Annotated in this window: 15 protein-coding genes; 4 read left to right on the forward strand and 11 right to left on the reverse strand. The window is 72.7% G+C overall.

Annotation, left to right across the window (positions count from 1 at the left end; genetic code table 11):
* Positions 1 to 43: 43 nt before the first annotated feature.
* The gene (locus ACWA15_RS18070) at positions 44 to 1,987 is read right to left on the reverse strand and encodes a penicillin-binding transpeptidase domain-containing protein (RefSeq protein WP_464057030.1); all 1,944 of its coding nucleotides are present in this window, start codon (positions 1,985 to 1,987) and stop codon (positions 44 to 46) included.
* A gap of 90 nt (positions 1,988 to 2,077) precedes the next feature.
* A complete protein-coding gene (locus ACWA15_RS18075; RefSeq protein WP_464057032.1) occupies positions 2,078 to 3,427 on the reverse strand; it encodes an FAD-dependent oxidoreductase in 1,350 nt (449 codons plus the stop codon).
* A 91-nt stretch (positions 3,428 to 3,518) separates the two neighbouring features.
* On the opposite strand from ACWA15_RS18075, the gene ACWA15_RS18080 reads away from it, so the two are divergent.
* The 3 genes from ACWA15_RS18080 to ACWA15_RS18090 are packed head-to-tail and all read left to right on the forward strand — an operon-like array spanning position 3,519 to position 6,429.
* Positions 3,519 to 3,944, forward strand: coding sequence for an arsenate-mycothiol transferase ArsC (locus tag ACWA15_RS18080; RefSeq protein WP_464057033.1), 426 nt, complete (start codon positions 3,519 to 3,521; stop codon positions 3,942 to 3,944).
* Between the two features lie 36 nt (positions 3,945 to 3,980).
* The gene (locus tag ACWA15_RS18085; RefSeq protein WP_464057034.1) at positions 3,981 to 5,411 is read left to right on the forward strand and encodes an AAA family ATPase; all 1,431 of its coding nucleotides are present in this window, start codon (positions 3,981 to 3,983) and stop codon (positions 5,409 to 5,411) included.
* 4 nt (positions 5,412 to 5,415) lie between these two features.
* Positions 5,416 to 6,429 (forward strand): LLM class flavin-dependent oxidoreductase, encoded by a 1,014-nt coding sequence (locus ACWA15_RS18090; protein ID WP_464057035.1) that lies wholly within the window; start codon positions 5,416 to 5,418, stop codon positions 6,427 to 6,429.
* Here the strand turns inward: ACWA15_RS18090 and ACWA15_RS18095 are convergent.
* The 3 genes from ACWA15_RS18095 to ACWA15_RS18105 form a co-directional block, all read right to left on the reverse strand.
* Positions 6,399 to 7,481: an alkene reductase gene (locus tag ACWA15_RS18095; RefSeq protein WP_464057036.1), complete on the reverse strand. Its 1,083-nt coding sequence runs from the start codon at positions 7,479 to 7,481 to the stop codon at positions 6,399 to 6,401. The two genes, ACWA15_RS18090 and ACWA15_RS18095, sit on opposite strands and share 31 nt — an antisense overlap.
* 89 nt (positions 7,482 to 7,570) lie before the next feature.
* On the reverse strand, positions 7,571 to 8,404 hold the full coding sequence (locus ACWA15_RS18100) for an oxidoreductase (RefSeq protein WP_464057038.1): 834 nt from the start codon (positions 8,402 to 8,404) through the stop codon (positions 7,571 to 7,573).
* A gap of 45 nt (positions 8,405 to 8,449) precedes the next feature.
* On the reverse strand, positions 8,450 to 9,433 hold the full coding sequence (locus ACWA15_RS18105) for an asparaginase domain-containing protein (RefSeq protein WP_464057039.1): 984 nt from the start codon (positions 9,431 to 9,433) through the stop codon (positions 8,450 to 8,452).
* Between the two features lie 262 nt (positions 9,434 to 9,695).
* Here ACWA15_RS18105 and ACWA15_RS18110 point away from each other — a divergent pair, with 262 nt between their 5' ends.
* Positions 9,696 to 11,303 (forward strand): methyl-accepting chemotaxis protein, encoded by a 1,608-nt coding sequence (locus ACWA15_RS18110; protein WP_464057041.1) that lies wholly within the window; start codon positions 9,696 to 9,698, stop codon positions 11,301 to 11,303.
* A 37-nt stretch (positions 11,304 to 11,340) separates the two neighbouring features.
* Here ACWA15_RS18110 and ACWA15_RS18115 read toward each other — a convergent pair whose 3' ends face one another.
* From ACWA15_RS18115 to ACWA15_RS18140, 6 genes are all read right to left on the reverse strand, one after another.
* Entirely contained in the window at positions 11,341 to 12,003 is a 663-nt protein-coding gene (locus ACWA15_RS18115) for a DUF998 domain-containing protein (protein WP_464057042.1), read from the reverse strand.
* Between the two features lie 187 nt (positions 12,004 to 12,190).
* Entirely contained in the window at positions 12,191 to 13,102 is a 912-nt protein-coding gene (locus ACWA15_RS18120; RefSeq protein ID WP_464057044.1) for an ABC transporter ATP-binding protein, read from the reverse strand.
* 58 nt (positions 13,103 to 13,160) lie between these two features.
* Positions 13,161 to 14,207 carry a FecCD family ABC transporter permease gene (locus ACWA15_RS18125; protein ID WP_464057045.1) on the reverse strand — a complete coding sequence of 349 codons (1,047 nt, stop codon included), beginning with the start codon at positions 14,205 to 14,207 and terminating at the stop codon, positions 13,161 to 13,163.
* The gene (fepD, locus tag ACWA15_RS18130) at positions 14,204 to 15,295 is read right to left on the reverse strand and encodes a Fe(3+)-siderophore ABC transporter permease (RefSeq protein ID WP_464057046.1); all 1,092 of its coding nucleotides are present in this window, start codon (positions 15,293 to 15,295) and stop codon (positions 14,204 to 14,206) included. Before fepD ends, ACWA15_RS18125 begins: the two co-directional genes overlap by 4 nt.
* A complete protein-coding gene (locus ACWA15_RS18135; RefSeq protein ID WP_464057048.1) occupies positions 15,296 to 16,174 on the reverse strand; it encodes a siderophore-interacting protein in 879 nt (292 codons plus the stop codon).
* A complete protein-coding gene (locus tag ACWA15_RS18140) occupies positions 16,171 to 17,151 on the reverse strand; it encodes an ABC transporter substrate-binding protein (RefSeq protein WP_464057049.1) in 981 nt (326 codons plus the stop codon). Before ACWA15_RS18140 ends, ACWA15_RS18135 begins: the two co-directional genes overlap by 4 nt.
* Positions 17,152 to 17,192: the final 41 nt, after the last annotated feature.

Raw genomic sequence — 17,192 nt, forward strand, 5'->3', positions numbered from 1 at the left:
TCGCCTCGCTGATCAGCAAGGACACTTCTGCGGTGAGGTTCGCTCAGGCCAGCCCGGTGAGGAATGCCTGGAGCAGCGGCCCGGCCGTCGTCGACCCGTACTCCCCGGTCTCGACGAAGACGGCGACGGCGAGGTCCCCCTGGATCGCGATGACCCAGGCGTGGTTGGTCGAGCCGTCGCCGTACTGGGCGGTGCCGGTCTTGGCCGACACCTCCCCGCCCGGTACGGACTGCAGGAACGCGCCGCCGCCGTCGGTCACCACGGCGCGCATCATCGAGCTGAGCGCGGCGGACTCCTCGGCGGTGAGCGCCGTGGCCGGAGCCACCGGCAGGTCGGAGGCCGGCGCCTCCGCCTCCTGGGCGAGGAAGGTCGGGCGGACCGTGGTCCCGGAGGCGACCGACGCCGCGACACCGGCCATGGCCAGCGGTGACGCCTGGACCTTGCCCTGGCCGATCATCGAGGCGGCGTGCTCGGTCCCGGCGGCGTCGGCGGGGACGGCTCCGGTGAAGACTCCGGGGCCGGCCTGGGGGGCCAGGCCCAGCCCGAGGGACTGCGCGGCGGAGGAGAGGTCGGCCTGGGACACCTGGCCGGCGGAGTTGATGATCGCGGTGTTGCACGAGTTCGCGATGACGTCCCGCAGGGCGATCTGGCCCGTCCGGTTCGCCGGGTAGTCCGGGTAGTTGGTGAAGGATCGGCCGTCGACGTCGGCCGTGGCCGAGCAGTCCATCATCGTCTCGGGGGTCGATCCGGTGCGGAGCAGGGCGAGGGCGGTGACGACCTTGAAGGTCGATCCGGGTGCGTACATCCCGGTGGTCGCGGTGGACAGGCCGCCGCTCGCGGGCGAGTTGGCGGAGGCCACGACAGCGCCCGTGGACGGGCGGATCGCGACGATCGCGGCGGGCACGGTCTGCCCGGCGAGGGTCGCCTCGGCGAGGGACTGCACGGTCGGGTTCAAGGTCAGGCGCAGCGGCTCGCCGGGGACCGGCTCGACCCGGAACGCGTCCCGCACGGCGGCGTCGACGCCGACGATCTCCACGGCCAGCCCGGGGGTGCCGCGCAGCTGGTCGTCGTACTGGCGCTGCAGACCGGACAGGCCCACGAGATCACCGGCCTCGATCGCGCCCTCGGACGCCTCGACGATCTCCGCGGTCGCGTCACCGGCGCGGCCGAGGATCTCGCTCGCGAACTGGCGGGTCGGTGCCAGCGGGAGGGAGGCGTCGACGAGCAGGACGCCCGGGGAGGCCCCGATCGCGGTCCAGTCGTAGTCGCCCTCGGCGCGGAGGGTGACGGCCTCGACGAAGGCCTTCTCACCGGCGCCGGTGACCTTGGCGGCGTAGGCCTCCGGGTCGATCCCGGTGAGGGCGGCCAGGGCGCGGGCGGCGCCGTCCCCCTCGGCCGCGGTGATCCGCGTCTTGTCGATGCCGACCCGCTTGACCGGGCGCTGGGTCACCAGGACGACGTCGGCGTCGCCGAGGATGTCGGCGCGCGGAGCGAGGGTGCGCGAGGTCTGCAGCCGCTCCCCCATCCCCAGGTCGGGGACGAGCAGGTCCGGTGACCACGTCACGTGCCAGACGTCCTCGACGAGGGTCATCGGTGCGGTCGTGGAGTAGGTCCACGGCGTGCCGCCGACGACCCAGGCGTAGTCGAGGGTGGCTGTCGCCGTCTCGGCGTCCTCGGCGAGGACGACGCCGGCGACGGTCACCGTGCGCGTCGCGTCGGCAAGGGGTTCCACGACGGTGTCGCGGTGGGCCGTCGCGTCGGTCGCGCTCGCCCCGTCGAAGACGACGGCGGTCAGGTCACCGCCGGCCATCCCCGCGGCCAGGGCGGTCGCGGCGACCATGGGGTCGGGGGCGTCGGAGCCGCAGGCCGCGAGCCCACCGGTGAGGAGAGTGAGCGCCAGCGCGAGCGCACCGGTGCGCCGGGCGCGCGGGCGTCGTCGGGCAGGCGAGGCGAGGGGGCGGGTGGGCGCGCACGCGGCGTGAGGCATGGCACCAAGGGAACGCGGATTCGCCCGTGATGTCCAGCCTGACCTGCGGTGGAGTCGGGGGAGATTGCGTGAAAGTGCGGTCGCCCGCCCTCACCCCAGCAGCGACGCCCGCGCTCCCGCATCCACCGGAGCGCCCAGCGGCGCCGCGCAGCACGAGGCGCCGCCCGCCTCCCCCACGAGGTCGGTCGAGCAGGCGCCGGTCTCCGGCAGGTCGAGCCGCACCTCGTCGGCGCCCGCGCGGTCTCCGGCGAGGGCGGCGGCGATGGACCGCACCTGCTCGTAGCCGGTCGCCAGCAGGAAGGTGGGTGCGCGCCCGTAGCTCTTCATCCCCACGACGTAGAACCCGGCGTCGGGGTGGGCGAGCACGGCTTCCCCGTGCGCCGGGACCGTGCCGCAAGAGTGCAGGTTCGGGTCGATGAGCGGGGCGAGGCGGCGCGGTGCCTCCACGATCGGGTCGAGGTCGAGCCGCACCTCGCGCACCATGCCCAGGTCGGGGCGGAACCCCGTGGCGTTGACGATGACGTCTGCGGTGAGGTCGAGGTCGCCGGCCCGGCACCGTCCGCGCACCCGGACGCGGCCGGCGACCGGGTCGAGTCGGGTGATCGACGTCCTCGTCACGAGCTCGATCTCCCCCGACTCCGTCGCGGCCTTGAGATCGGTCCCCAGCAGCCCACGGGCCGGCAGCTCGTCGGCGGCTCCGCCCGCGAACAGCCGGCGCGCCGATCCTCCCCGGATCGCCCAGACGATGCGGGTCGCGGGCTCGGTCGCGGCCAGCTCAACCAGGGCGAGCAGCGTCTGTGCGGCGGAGTGCCCCATCCCGACCACGAGGGTCGTCTTCCCGGCGAAGCGCGCCCGGTCGCGGCCCAGGACGTCCGGGAGCGGACCGGTGACGACGTCCGCGCTGGCCTCCTCACCGGCCGCGGGGAGGGCACCGGTGCCGATCGGGTTCGACGTCGAGAACGTCCCGGAGGCGTCGAGGACCGCGCGCGCCAGCAGGTCCGTGAACTGCCCCTGGGCGTCGACGGTGCGGACCCGGTAGGGGGCGCGGTCCCGGCCGAGCGACTGGGTCTTGTCGAGCCCGTCGCGGGTCACCCCGACCACCCGGACCCCGGTGCGGAGCAGCGGCGCGATCGCCGGGTGCGCGGCCAACGGGACGAGGTAGCCGCGCACGAGCTCGGCTCCGGTGGGCAGGGCGTCGGGGTCCGGTTCGAGCCAGCCGGTGGGGGCGAGGAGGCGGCGCGCGGCGGCGTCGATGTCATAGCGCCACGGGGAGAACAGCCGCACGTGCCCCCAGGACGCGACGGCGGACCCGGCCTCCCCCGCCTCGAGGACGAGCGGAGTGAGTCCTCGTTCGAGCAGGTGGGCGGCAGCCGCCAGGCCCACGGGGCCCGCGCCGACGACGATCACGTCGTGGGTCCGGGTCACGTCCGCTGCACTCATGTCGGTGCTCCTTGCCTCAGGTCTGAATCGACGGTCTGATTCGACAACCCTCTATATTGACTCTCATCAAACTAGCAGTCAGACTCGTGCCATGACCACCCAGAAACCCCGCGTCCTCTTCGTCTGCGTCAAGAACGGCGGCAAGTCCCAGATGGCCGCGGGCCTCATGCGCGCCGCCGCGGGCGACCGCGTCGAGGTGCACTCCGCCGGGACCACTCCCGGTGGCGCGCTCAACGCCCAGTCGGTCGAGTCGCTGCTCGAGATCGGCGTCGACATCCGCGGCGAGCACCCCCGGGCGATCGACCCCGACCTGCTGGCTGGCGCCGACGTCGTGGTGACGCTGGGCAGCGAAGCCCGCGTCGAGCCCGTTCCGGGACCGCGGTTCGAGACGTGGGAGACCGATGAGCCCTCCGCCCGCGGCATCGAGGGGATGGAGCGGATGCGCCTCGTGCGCGACGACATCGCACAGCGCGTCGAGACGCTCGCCGCGTCGCTGACCGCCACGCCGCAGGCCTAGCCTCCGCGCCTGAGTCCTCCCGCTATGGTCGGGGACATGACCGACCTCCCCGGCGCACCCGACGCCCCTGACCCGTCTCGGACCGCAGCGTTCCTCGACGCGATCACCGACCTCCTCACCGTCGTCAACGCGCGCGAGCAGAGTCAGCGCACCACCGACATCCCCACGGTCGCCGAGGTGCTCACGGAGCACCTCGGCGTCGACGCGCGCCAGGTCGCAGTCCTCTCCGAGTCCGTCGGGACCTTCCGCGCCGTCGACGCCGACATCGCGGTCGAGGTCGTCGTCGCCCGGGCCGGTGGAGGGCGCCTGCTCGGGATCGGCGGCGGGGAACAACGGCAGCATGCGTCGTTGTCGGAGATCATCGAGACCTCGGCGATGTGGCGGCACCACCCCGTCGGCGCGGTCGACTACCAGCGCAGCCCGGTGGGTCCCGACGCCGAGCGGCGCGTCGTCGCCTTCGGGCTGCACCTGTTCCACCACGGCGGTGTCCCGGTCGCGCTGCTGCAGCGGACCGCCACCCCGGCAAACGCCGGGCACGGGCGGCTCGAAGTCATCGCGACGAACGAGGAGGCCGCCTCGGCGGTGCTCCAGGAGATCCGCGAGACGATGATCAGCCACAGCGTCCTGCGCGGCCAGGTGATCAGCTTCACGGTGAGCCCCTACTCGGCGTCGAGCGGCGGGGTGACCTTCCTGCGCCGCTCACCGGTCGCGGCCGAGGACGTGGTGCTCCCGCGCGGCACGCTCGAGCGCGTCGAGCGCCAGGTGCTCGGAGTCGCCAAGCACCGCGAGCGCCTGCTCGCGGCCGGTCAGCACCTCAAGCGAGGGGTGCTGCTGTACGGGCCGCCGGGAACGGGCAAGACGCACACCGTGCAGCACCTGCTCGGCGCGGACCCGTCGACGACGGCGATCGTCCTGGCCGGTCAGGCGCTCTCGCTCGTGCGGCTGGCGACGGAGACGGCGCACGCCCTGCAGCCGGCGATCATCGTGCTCGAGGACTGCGACCTCATCGCCGAGGACCGGTCCTTCCACGACGGGCCCCAGCCCCTGCTCTTCGAGGTGCTCGACGCGATGGACGGGCTGGGTCGTGACGCCGACGTCGCCTTCATCCTCACGACCAACCGGGCCGACCTGCTCGAGCGGGCGCTCGCCCAGCGCCCCGGGCGCGTCGACCTCGCCGTGGAGATCCCGCTGCCCGACGACGAGGCCCGCCGTCGGCTCTTCCGGCTCTACGCCGCCGGGCTCCCGTTCACGGCGCCGGCCCTCGAGCTGGCTGCCGACCGCACCGCGGGCGTCACGGCCTCCTTCGTCAAGGAGGTCATCCGCCGCGCGGTCCTGCTCGCTGCCGAGGATGATCGCGACGTCGACGACGCCGCTCTCCAGGAGGCGGTCGCCGAGCTCAACGACGATGCCCAGCGGATCACCCGGTCCCTGCTGGGGACGGAGGAAGTCGGCCCACCTCTAGGCTGATCCCATGACGCCCGACATCGCCCCGCGCCCCCTGACCGGCACCGACGCCCGCGTACCGCGGATCGGCGTCCGCTTCGAGCCCGACTGGGCGCCCGAGGAGCTCCCCGCCTTCGCCCGGTGGGCCGAGGCGGCCGGCTTCGACGAGATCTGGTTCAGCGAAGACCTGCCGTGGGCCGGGGGCATCGCGATGGCCGCGACCGCGCTGGCCTGCACCGAGCTGCACGTCGGGATCGGTCTGCTGCCGGCCGTGACCCGCAACGTCGCCACCGCCGCGATGGAGATCGCCGCGCTGGCCCGGATCGCACCCGGGCGCCTGACCATCGCGCTGGGCCACGGGATCCCGTCGTGGATGGACCAGATCGGGGCGGGCACACCGCGCCGGTTCACCGCCCTGGAGGAGACCACGACGGCGCTGCGAGCCCTGCTCGCCGGGGAGACGGTGACCGCCGACGGGTACCACGTCCACCTCGACGGCATCCGGCTCGGGTTCCCGCCCGCCCAGGTCCCCCCGATCCTCCTCGGCACGACCGGCCCCACCGGGCTGGCGGTCACCGGCCGCAGCTCCGACGGCGTGGTCCTCCCCGAGATCGCCTCCCCCGACGCGGTCCGCTGGGCCCGGGCGGAGATGGCCGCGAGCGGTCCTGCGGCGACGACGGTGCTGTTCGCCATGACAAGTCTGGGCGACGACCGCGACGCGGCCCTCGCCCAGCTGCGCACGCGGATGCAGCGCCTCATCGACTTCCGGGTCTTCGACCGTCTCACCGAGATCGCCGGGCTGGGCGCCGACGGCAGCGGCGAGCTGACCGACGCCATCCTGATGTCCCTCACCGTCGGCGGGACACCCGCCGACGGTGCCCGCGCGATCGGTGACTGGACCGTCGCGGGCGCCGACACGATCGTCCTGGTGGCTGGCGCCGACGAGCCCGTGGAGAGCTACCGGCGCTTCGCCGAGGACGTGTTCCCGCTGATCGGGCGCCCGCGGTCGGGTCAGGCCCCGGCCGCCACCAGCGTCGGGTAGTCGGTGTAGCCGGCCGCGCCGGGGCCGTAGAACGTCGCCGCGTCGGGCGCGTTCTCGGGGGCTTCCTGGGCCCAGCGCTCGGCGAGGTCAGGGTTGGCGATGACGAGGCGGCCCACGGCCACCGCGTCGGCGTGCGCGCCGTCGAGCAGGGCGGCCGCCTCCGCGCGGGTGGTCACCGCGGAGAAGCCGGAGTTGACGATGACCCCGCCGTCGAACCGGGCGCGCAGGTCCTGGACCAGCTCCCCGCCGAGGTCGTTGTGCAGGATGCTCAGGTAGGCCAGGCCCAGCCCGCCGATCCCGTCGAGCAGGGCGGTGTAGGTCGCCTGGACGTCGGCGGCATCCTTCTCCCACGCGTCCTGGATGTTGTGTGCGGGTGAGATCCGCAGGCCCGTGCGACCAGCGCCGATGGCCTCGCTCACCGCCCGGATCACCTCGACGACGTAGCGTGCGCGGTTCTCCGGGCTGCCGCCGTAGGAGTCCTCGCGCACGTTGGAGGCGGGCGAGAGGAACTCGTGCAGGAGGTACCCGTTCGCGCCGTGGATCTCGACGCCGTCGAATCCGGCGCGGATCGCGTTGCGAGCGCCGGCGACGAGCGCGTCCTTGGTCGAGGCGAGCTCGTCGAGGGTGAGGGCGTGCGGGACGGGGTAGTCGGCCTTGCCTTCGGGCGTGTGGGCCTCGCCGACGATCGCGACGGCGCTCGGCGCGACGATCCGGTCGGTCCCGGTGATGAGCGGGTGGCTGACCCGTCCGGCGTGCATGAGCTGCAGGACGATGACCCCGCCCGCGGCGTGCACGGAGTCGGTGACGACCTTCCAGGCCGCAACCTGCTCCTCGGTCTCGATCCCCGGCTGCCCGGGGAACCCCTTGCCCTCCTGGACCGGGTAGGTGCCCTCGGTGACGATCATGCCCAGGCTGGCGCGCTGGGTGTAGTACTCCACGACGAGGTCACCGGGGACGCCGTCGGCGCTCGAGCGCATCCGCGTCAGCGGGGCCATCGTGATGCGGTTGGCGAGGTGCAGGTCGCCGAGGGAGAGCGGGGAGAAGAGGTCCACGGGTGAAGCCTTCCGATCGAGGGTGCAGTGCCTCCCCTCCAACCTCCGGCCACCTCCCCGGTATTCCCCCGCCCTCCTCGCATCCGCTGTCAGCGCAGGAAGGTTCGCGCGATCACCAGGTCGAACGCCCAGTCCGGGAGCAGCTTGCGGGCGGTCAGGATGGTGCGCGCCCCTTTGCCCGCCGGGTAGCGGGCCCGGGGTCGCCGCGCCGTCGAGGCCCGCAGGATCACCTGCGCGACGGCGTCGGGCCGGGTCCCGGTGCGCGGGTCGTCCGCCGCGGTGAGCGTCCGCGCGACCGACCGGGCCTGGTCCTCGTAGGCCGTCCCGGCGGAGGAGGCGAGCATGCTCTCGCGGGCGATCGCGTTCCACTCGGTGAGGATCGGGCCGGGCTGGACGAGCACCACCTCGATCCCGAAGCCCTTGAGCTCGATCCGCAGGCAGTCGCTCAGCCCTTCGACGGCGAACTTCGTCGCGTGGTACCAGGCGCCGAGCGGCTCGTAGATCCGGCCGCCGATCGAGGAGATGTTGACGATCCGCCCCGCGCGGCGCTCCCGCATGCCCGGGGTGACGAGCTGGATGAGGCGGGCCAGGCCGAAGACGTTCACCTCGAACTGGCGCCGGGCCTCGACGAGCGGGACGTCCTCGACCGCGCCGAAGGAGCCGTAGCCGGCGTTGTTGATGAGCAGGTCGATGCGCCCGGTCTCGGCCAGGATGCGCTCGATGCCCGCGGTGACGGTCGCGTCGTCGGTGAGGTCCATCGCGAAGGTGCGGATCCCGCGGGCGGCGAGGCCGGCCATCCGCTCGGTCCGCCGGGCCACCGCGTAGACGGTGTACCCGGCGTCGTGCAGCAGCAGCGCGCTCTCCTCACCGATACCCGACGACGCGCCGGTGACCAGGGCAACCATGCCAGCATGAGATGTCATGGGACCTAGTCTGCGCCCACCGGAGGCGTCGCTGAGCCGGCGGCGCTACCGCGCGTGCACGTCGAAGGCCGCGCGCAGCGCGTCCCCGTGCAGCCCCGACCCGAGCAGCAGCGCCAGCAGCAGGCGCGCCTTGACCGGGGAGAGCATCCGGCCGGGGAGGAGCCCGCGGGCGAGGAGGTCGATCTCCCCGCCCGGGTATCCGTACGTCGCGGTCGGCGCCGGCCCGGACCCGATCCGGCTGCACAGGACCACCGGGAGCGCGGCGGCCGCGAGCGCGACCTGCCCGACGGCGTCGGCCGCCACGTGCCCGCCGCCCACCCCGGCCAGGACCACGCCGTCGTAGCCGGCGGCGGCGAGGGTGGGCAGCAGCGTGAGGTCGTCGGAGACGCCCGCGCTGACGAGGGCGATGCGCGCGCCCGCCCGGGCGGGGGCCGCCAGGACGGGACGGGCCCGCGGGAGGAGCTCGAGGTGCGCGCGGCCCTCGCTGACCAGGCCGACCGGCCCGAACGGGTCGGAGCTGAAGGCGTCGAGGTGGAAGGTGCTCGCCTTGCGCACCCAGCGCGCGGCGTGCACGACGTCGGCAAACTGGACGAGCACGCCCAGGCCGCGGGCGTGCGGGTCGGCCGCCACCAGGACCGCTGCGACGAGGTTGGCCGGGCCGTCCGGGCCCGCGCTCGCCCGGTTGCGCATCGCGCCGGTGACCACGACCGGCCTGGGCGCCGCAGCGCCCAGGACGTCGAGGACGAACGCGGTCTCCTCGATGGTGTCGGTCCCCTGGGAGATCACCACGGCGTCGACGTCGCCCGGCAGCGCCGCCATGAAGGCCTCGAGCTCGAGCAGGTCGGCGAGGGTGATCGAGGCGGAGGGCAGCAGCCGGAACGCGTGCGGGACGAGGGTGATGTCCGGGACCCAGGACTGGATCTCCTGGCACATGCGGTCCGCCCCGGTCACCGGGACCACGCCCGGGCCGGCGACGGTGGACTCCGAGCTGATGGTGCCACCCAGGGTGATGAGGGCGATCGTCGTCATGAGTGGGCCGCGTCGGTGATCTCAACCATCTCGCCATGGTGTCATCTCCCCGCGGGGAGGGTGACGTCCGATGGTCGACGCCGGAGGTGCCCTGTCTGCCGGAGACCTGGTCGGGCCGGGCCGGTGTGAACGAACTCACCTGACCTGATGATCAAGTCTTGCTCACGTGCGCCTCCGAGCCGCCGATCAGGACGGGTGTCGACCCCGGCCTCCGTGCCGCCCCCCTGGTCGGCCTCGTTGACCCACGCCATCGGAGCACCACATGCGCGTCCCTTCTGCCCTGTCCCGATTCCAGGACCTGAGCGTCCGCATCAAGGTCGTCGTCGCCGTGGCGGTCGCTGCGCTCGTGGCCGTGCTCGTCGGCGTCCTGGGGATCCAGGCGCTCAGCTCCTCGGCGGCGACCTCGGCGAACCTCTACGAAGAGAACGTCCTGGGGGTGCTGCACGCCGCCGAGATGGACGCCGCCACGAGCGACATGCGCCTGATCGTCCGCGACGTGGTCCTCGCCGTGGACGACGCGAGCACCGCGGCCAAGGTCAAGGACCTTGACGTCGCGGCGGCGGACTTCGCCGAGGCAGCGGACGCGTACGCCTCCACTCCCCTCGACGACGCGCGCCACGACGCGCTCGCGGTGCTGCGCGCGACGGTCGAGGAGTACCTCACCGTCCAGCTCGAGGTCATGGTCCCGCTCGCCGAGGCGGACGACACCGCGGGCTGGGTGACTGCGAACATCGAGCAGGTGAAGCCGCTCACCGCGGTGATGAAGGAGAAGGTCGCCTTCATCGTGGACTCCGAGACGTCTCGGGGCGAGGCCGCTATCGTGGGATCCCAGACCGCTTATGAGAACCAGCGGAACCTGTCGATCATCATCCTCGTGGTCGGGGTCCTGGTGGCGGTCGCCCTGGGGTGGGGGGTCGCCGGCAGCATGGCCCGCAGCACCGCGAAGGTGCAGGACGTCGTGGAGCACATGGCCGGGGGCGACCTCACCCACACCACGGGGCTCACCTCCCGCGACGAGATCGGACGCATGGGCGCCGCCCTCGACCGGGCCATGGGTCAGCTCCGCGAGGTCATGAGCTCGGTGGCCCACTCCTCCGACGCCGTCGCCGCCGCGTCGGAGGAGCTGTCCGCCAGCTCGAGCCAGATCGCGGCCGGCGCGGAGGAGACGGCCGCGCAGGCCGGGGTCGTCTCCGCTGCAGCGCTGCAGGTCTCGGGCAACGTGCAGACCGTCGCCGCTGGCGCGGAGGAGATGGGCGCCTCGATCCGCGAGATCTCCCACTCCGCGAACGAAGCCGCCCGCGTCGCCGCCGAGGCCGTCACCGCCGCCGGGAACGCGACAAGCTCGGTCGCCAAGCTCGGGGCCTCGAGTCAGGAGATCGGCAACGTCGTCAAGGTGATCACCACGATCGCCGAGCAGACCAACCTCCTGGCGCTCAACGCCACGATCGAGGCGGCCCGGGCGGGTGAGGCCGGCAAGGGCTTCGCCGTCGTCGCCTCCGAGGTCAAGGAGCTCGCACAGGAGACAGCCCGGGCCACGGAGAGCATCGCGCGCCTCGTCGAGACGATCCAGTCCGACACCGCTGGTGCCGTGGGAGCGATCGGTCAGATCTCGAGCGTCATCACCTCGATCAACGACTACCAGCTGACGATCGCCTCCGCGGTCGAGGAGCAGACGGCGACGACGAACGAGATGAGCCGCAACGTCGTCGAGGCAGCCACCGGGGCGAGCCAGATCGCCTCGAACATCACGGGCGTCTCCGCTGCGGCCAGCTCGACGACCGAGGCGTTGGCCCAGAGCTCGTCAGCCGTTCACGAGCTCTCCCAGATGGCCAGCGAGCTGCGCACCTCGGTCGCCACCTTCACCTACTGAGGGGGGCTCGGGGCTGATCGGGCCTGCTCACGGCTGCTCACGGCTGGGCGGCGCGGGTCGCGCGCCGCCGCAGCGCGACCGTGGCGACCAGCGGCCACAGCGACTGCGCACCGGCGACCAGGCGCTCGGTCAGGCCTGTCGCGGCGCCGCCGTCGGGCGTGAGCTGCTGGAGCTCGGCGACGAAGACGGCGACGAGACCCAGCAGGACCACCGATGCCGTGACGGAGACCTTCGGCGAGAGCAGGCCGGTCTCCCCTCGCCGTGCGGCGAGCGCGGGCCAGAGCCCGAGGGCGCCGAAGGCGACGGCAGCGGTGATGCCGTGCAGCTGGGCGTGGGTGTCCGAGGGGAACAGCGCGACCGCGAGGGTCGCAACGCCTCCGAGAGCGAGCAGGACCCGGCCGGCCCGCGGCACGCTGCGCAGACCTGAGGCAGTCACGCAGTGCGCGAGACCCGTCACCGCGAGGCCGGCGCCCATCACCCAGGGCGCCACCATGGTCGCGGTCGCGAGGTCGCTGATCGTGTCACGCACGGGGTCGAAGGACGGCTGCAGCGCCTGGGACAGCGTCCACCCGCCGATCATCGCCGCGGGTGCCGCCACCGCCGAGGCGAGCGCCCACCACGGGACGGGGTCGGCAGCAGGGACCCTGTGCGTCGGGGCGAGCGGGGCGGTGGCCGAGCGGAGCGGGGCGGGGAGAGTCACCGGACCACTATCGACGCACGACGCCACCCCCGCGACCGGGCGCCACCCCTCGGTCCCGCCGCCCGATCAGGTACGGGGCGTGCTCTTGACGACGGGGCGTGCCGTCAACAGCACGCCCCGTCGTCGAGAGCACGCCCCCTATCGTCACGCGCCTCTGGTCGCGGCCCGATGGGCGCGGACAGGTGGGTCAGCTCGGTGCACCGTGGCGGCCGAGCGGGATGACGAGCGGGGTGTGGCTGACCGGGTCGTCGATGATCATGCAACGCAGGCCGAACACGTCCTCGACGAGCTCGGCGGTGACGATGTCGGTCGGCTTCCCCTGGGCGACGATCACACCGTCCTTCATCGCGATGAGGTGGGTCGCGTAGCGGCAGGCGTGGTTGAGGTCGTGCAGCACCGCGACGAGGGTGTGGCCGGACCGGTTGAGGTCGCCGAAGAGCTCGAGCAGCTCGATCTGGTGGGCGATGTCGAGGAAGGTCGTCGGCTCGTCGAGCAGCAGCAGCGGCGTCTCCTGGGCGAGCACCATGGCCACCCACACGCGCTGGCGCTGGCCACCGGAGAGCTCGTCGACGAGCCGCCCGGACAGGGACTCCACCTGGGTCGCCGCGAGCGCCTGCACGACGGCGGCCTCGTCCTGGACCGACCACTGGCGCAGCATCTTCTGGTGCGGGTAGCGCCCACGCGCCACGAGGTCCGCGACGGTGATCCCGTCCGGGGCGATCGACGTCTGGGGCAGCAGCCCGAGGCGGCGCGCGACCTCCTTGGCGCGGTAGGAGGTGATCGCCGCTCCGTCCAGGACGACCTGCCCCGCGCTCGGCTTGAGCAGCCGGGACAGGGCCCGCAGCAGGGTCGACTTGCCGCAGGCGTTGGGGCCGACGATCACCGTGAAGGAGTCGTCGGGGATCTCGACCGAGAGGTTCACCGAGACCGGGTGGTCGGAGTACCCGATCGTCACGTCCCGCGCCCGCAGCCGCACCTCGGCGGACTCCGTCGTCGGCACCGCAGTGGGCACTTCAGTCGGCACCGCAGAGGGTGCCGCAGTCAGGGTCGCCCCGAGGCTTGACGCGCCGTCGTCCGTCTCGAGCAGCTCGGTGGTCATGGTCGTCTTCTCTCTGGTGAACGGTCGGGCACGTCGGTGGCAGGGGATCGGTCCGCGGTCATTGACGCCGTGCCTCGCGGGCGAGCAGCCACACCAGGTAGCAGCCGCCGATGCTCACGGTGACTACCCCCACGGGCAGCTGGGTGGGTGCGAAGGCGCGCTGCGCGACGAGGTCGCTCACCAGCAGCAGCGCCGCCCCGAGCAGGGCGGAGGGCAGCAGGGTCACCGACGGGCTGCGGGTCAGCCGCCGGGCGAGCTGCGGCGCGGCCAGGGAGATGAACGCGATCGGTCCGGCCGCCGCCGTGACCAGCGCGGTGAGCGCGACGCCGACGACGAGCAGGGCCAGGCGGGTGGGCTCGGTGCGCACCCCGAGGGCCTGGGCGGCGTCGTCGCCCATCTCCAGGACGGCCATCCGCCGCCCGAGGACCCACAGCCCCGGCGTGAGCAGCGTCAGGAGGATGACCACGGGCCCGACCTGCTCCCAGGACAGCCCGTTGAGGCTGCCCGCACCCCACACCGCCGCCTGCATCGCGAGCTCGAGGTCCGCCTTGAGGATCATCCAGGTGTTGACCGAACCGAGCATCGCGCTGATCGCGATCCCGACGATGATCAGCCGGAATCCCTGCACCCCGCCGGAGTAGGCGAGCAGGTACACGAAGCCTGCGGTGACGAGACCGCCGATCATCGCGCCCCCCGCGACGGTGTAGTACGAGCCGCCGACCAGCAGCATCACCACGAGCGCGCCGGTGTAGGCACCGGTGGTGAAGCCGATGATGTCGGGGCTGCCGAGCGGGTTGCGGGTGAGGGACTGGAAGATCGCGCCGCTGGCGCCCAGCGCGCCGCCGAGCAGCAGCGCCAGCAGGACCCGCGGCAGCCGCCAGTCGACGACGACCATCCGGACCGTCTCGGTGGTCTCCCCGAACAAGGCCCGCAGCACGTCCGGCACGGACACCTGGAAGTCCCCGACCCCGAGCGCGACCAGGCCGGCCACCAGGGCCAGGGCAGCGAGCACGAGGGAGACGACGCCGGTGCGCACGTCGAGGCGTCCGGAGACACGTCCGCCGGCGAGGCGGTAGGTGCGGGTGGTCCGCCCGTTGGTGCTCACAGCCCGCTCACCCTGCGTCGTCGGATCAACCAGATGAGGACCGGGGCGCCGACGAAAGCCGTGACGATGCCCACCTCAAGCTCGGCCGGGCGCAGCACGAGGCGCCCGACGATGTCGGAGACGAGCAGCAGGATCGGCGCCATCACCAGCGTGTACGCCATGATCCAGCGTTGGTCGGGACCGACGATCCAGCGGGCAACGTGCGGCACCATGAGCCCGACGAAGCCGATCGGGCCGGCCGCGGCCGTCGCCGCGCCGCACAGCAGCGTCACCGCGACGACGACACAGACGCGGGTTCGGTTGATGTGCGCCCCGAGGGAGGTGGCGAGGTCCTCGCCGAGGGCGACGGCGTTGAGCGGCCGTGCAGCCGCGAGCGCGATCCCTGTGCCGACCAGGACGAACGGGGTGATCGTGCCCACCATCTCCCAGGTGCGGTTGCTCAGCGTGCCCGCTCCCCAGTACCGCATGGCGTCGAAGACCTGCGGGTTGAGCAACGTGATGCCCGAGGCGACGCCGCTGAGCACCGCGCCGATGGCGATGCCCGCGAGGGTGAGCCGGACCGGCGTCGTGCCGCCGCGGCCGAGGGAGCCGATGACGTAGACGACGACGGTGGTGACCACGGCCCCGGCGAAGGCGAACCAGATGTACTCCTGGATGCCCACCACCCCGAAGACCGCGACCCCCACGACGACGGCGAACCCCGCCCCGGCGTTCACGCCGAGGATCCCGGGGTCGGCCAGCGGGTTGCGGGTCAGCGCCTGGATCATCGCCCCGGACAGGCCCAGGGCGATCCCCACGAGCAGCCCGAGCACCGTGCGGGGGGCACGCATGTCCCGGACGATCACGTGGTCGTCGGTGGCGTCGGCGCCCATCAGCGCGTCCCACACGGAGGCGACGGGGATGGTCTTGGACCCCACGGACAGGCTCATCAGCAGCACCAGGGTCAGGACCCCGAGTGCCAGGAGGAACCACAGCAGGCGGGTGGTGTTGGTCCGGGCGAGCCCGACCGCCACGACGGCGGCAGGCGGAGCACCGGCGGGCGGAGCGGCGGCCGGCGGCGCACCGGCCTCGACGGTGGTTGTGGTCACCTACAGCCCCAGCGACTCGAGCTTGGCGAAGAACTCGTCCTCGATCTCCTCGGCGTCGCGGGTCTCGTCGGCCCAGAGGTTGTCGATCCACGCCCGCACGCTCGGGTCGAGGTTCTCCCACCTCTCGGCCCACTGCTCGCTCTTGTCCGTCCAGTAGCCGATCACCTTGTAGGCGCCTGGCGCCAGGCCCCGCTCGTGGCGCAGGTACGAGCGCACCGCCCGCAGCACCTTGGTCTCCCCCGCGAACCACACGTAGCCGGTTCCCGTGGGCAGGTCGATGGTGCGCAGCACGGCTTCCAGGGCGGACCGGCTACGACCGTTGCCGCCGTAGACCCACATGATCTCGACGTCGGGACCGGCCTCGAAGTCCTGGTGGTGGGTCTCGTCGAGCACCTCGATGACGACCCGCGTGCGGACTCCGGCAGGAGCCTGCTCGATGAGCCGCCCGACGGCGGGCAGCCCGGTCGCGTCGGCGAGCAGCACCTGCCAGGCGAGATCTGCCGGCGGGTCGTAGAGCCCCGTCGGGGAGTTGAGCCCGACGACGTCTCCGGGGGCGGCCTGCTGCGCCCAGGTCGCCGCGACCCCGCCGTCGTGCACGACGAAGTCGATGGTCACGGTGCCCGCCTGCGGGTCCGTGGAGCGCACGGTGTAGGTGCGCATCGGCGAGGCGGTGACGCCTTCGGGGTAGTCCCAGCTGGTCTCGGTCGCGAAGGGCAGGACCGGCTCGCGCTCCCCCGGCGCGGGCAGGAACACCCGCAGGTACTCGTCGCCGACCCCGGTGGAGACGAACTCGGCGACGTCCGGGCCGCCGAGCACGATGCGGATCATGCCGGCGGTCAGCCGCTCGGCGGAGACGACCTGCGCTCGAAAGATCCTCACGGCAGCAACGCCTCCTCGATGACCTCGAGCAGGGCGAACTGACCGCTCGGGGAGCCGTAGGTCATCTCCATGTCGAAGGTGAAGATCTGCTCGTCGGTGACGACAGGCAGCTGCTGCCACAGGGCGTTGTCGGCGAAGGGTGCGAACTCGTCGACGAGGACGCCGGTGTCCGCGTCCGGGATCCCGGAGGTGAAGATGACGTCGATCTCGCTCAGCTCACCGAGGCGCTCGGCGCCGAGGTAGGTCCCTTCACCCTCGGCCAGCGGGGTGATGGTCAGGCCGAGGTCGTCGAAGACCAGGCACGGGGTGCCGTAGCAGGACACGCTCGCCTCGCCGTCGGAGATGCCGACCGGCCCGACGACGGGGTCGATGCCGGCCGCCGCCAGGCGCGTCTTCACGTCGTCGACCTTGGCCTGGTACTTCGCGGTCCACGCGTCGTAGGCGTCCATCCGGTCGAAGGCCTGCGCGACCTCCTTGAACTTCACGCGCCAGTCGCTGCCGTCGAAGCCGTTGAAGGAGAAGGTCGGCGCGATCTCGGAGAGCTGGGTGCCGATCGTCTCGTCGTAGCCGAGGCCGTTGAGGATGACGTCAGGCTGGGCGGTGAGGATGGCCTCGTAGCTGAACTCGGGGTAGTTCGTGAACGGGGTGACCCCCTCGAGGGCGGCGGTGTCGAAGAACGACGGGAAGGTCGTGTAGCCGTCGCCCCGGATCGGCTGGCTGCTCGCGAGCGGGATGCCCAGGGTGATGAGCATGTCGAGGTCGGTCGTGTACATGCCGAGGGCGGCCTGCGGGTCGACGGGCAGCGTGACCTCGCCGAAGGCGCTCGTCACGGTGCGGGTCGGCGCTGCGTCCTCGCTGGCCTCGCCGGTGGTGGAACAGGCGGCCAGCAGCAGCACGGCTGTGGCTGTGGCGGCGGCGGCAAGACGGCGGGTGGATCCGATCACGACGAGGCTCCAGATGACACGGGGGCGGCTCATCGAGCACACCAGGTTGGTTAGGTTTACCTACCCTAACTTGG

Source organism: Sanguibacter sp. TS_SC_8 (genome assembly GCF_055361235.1).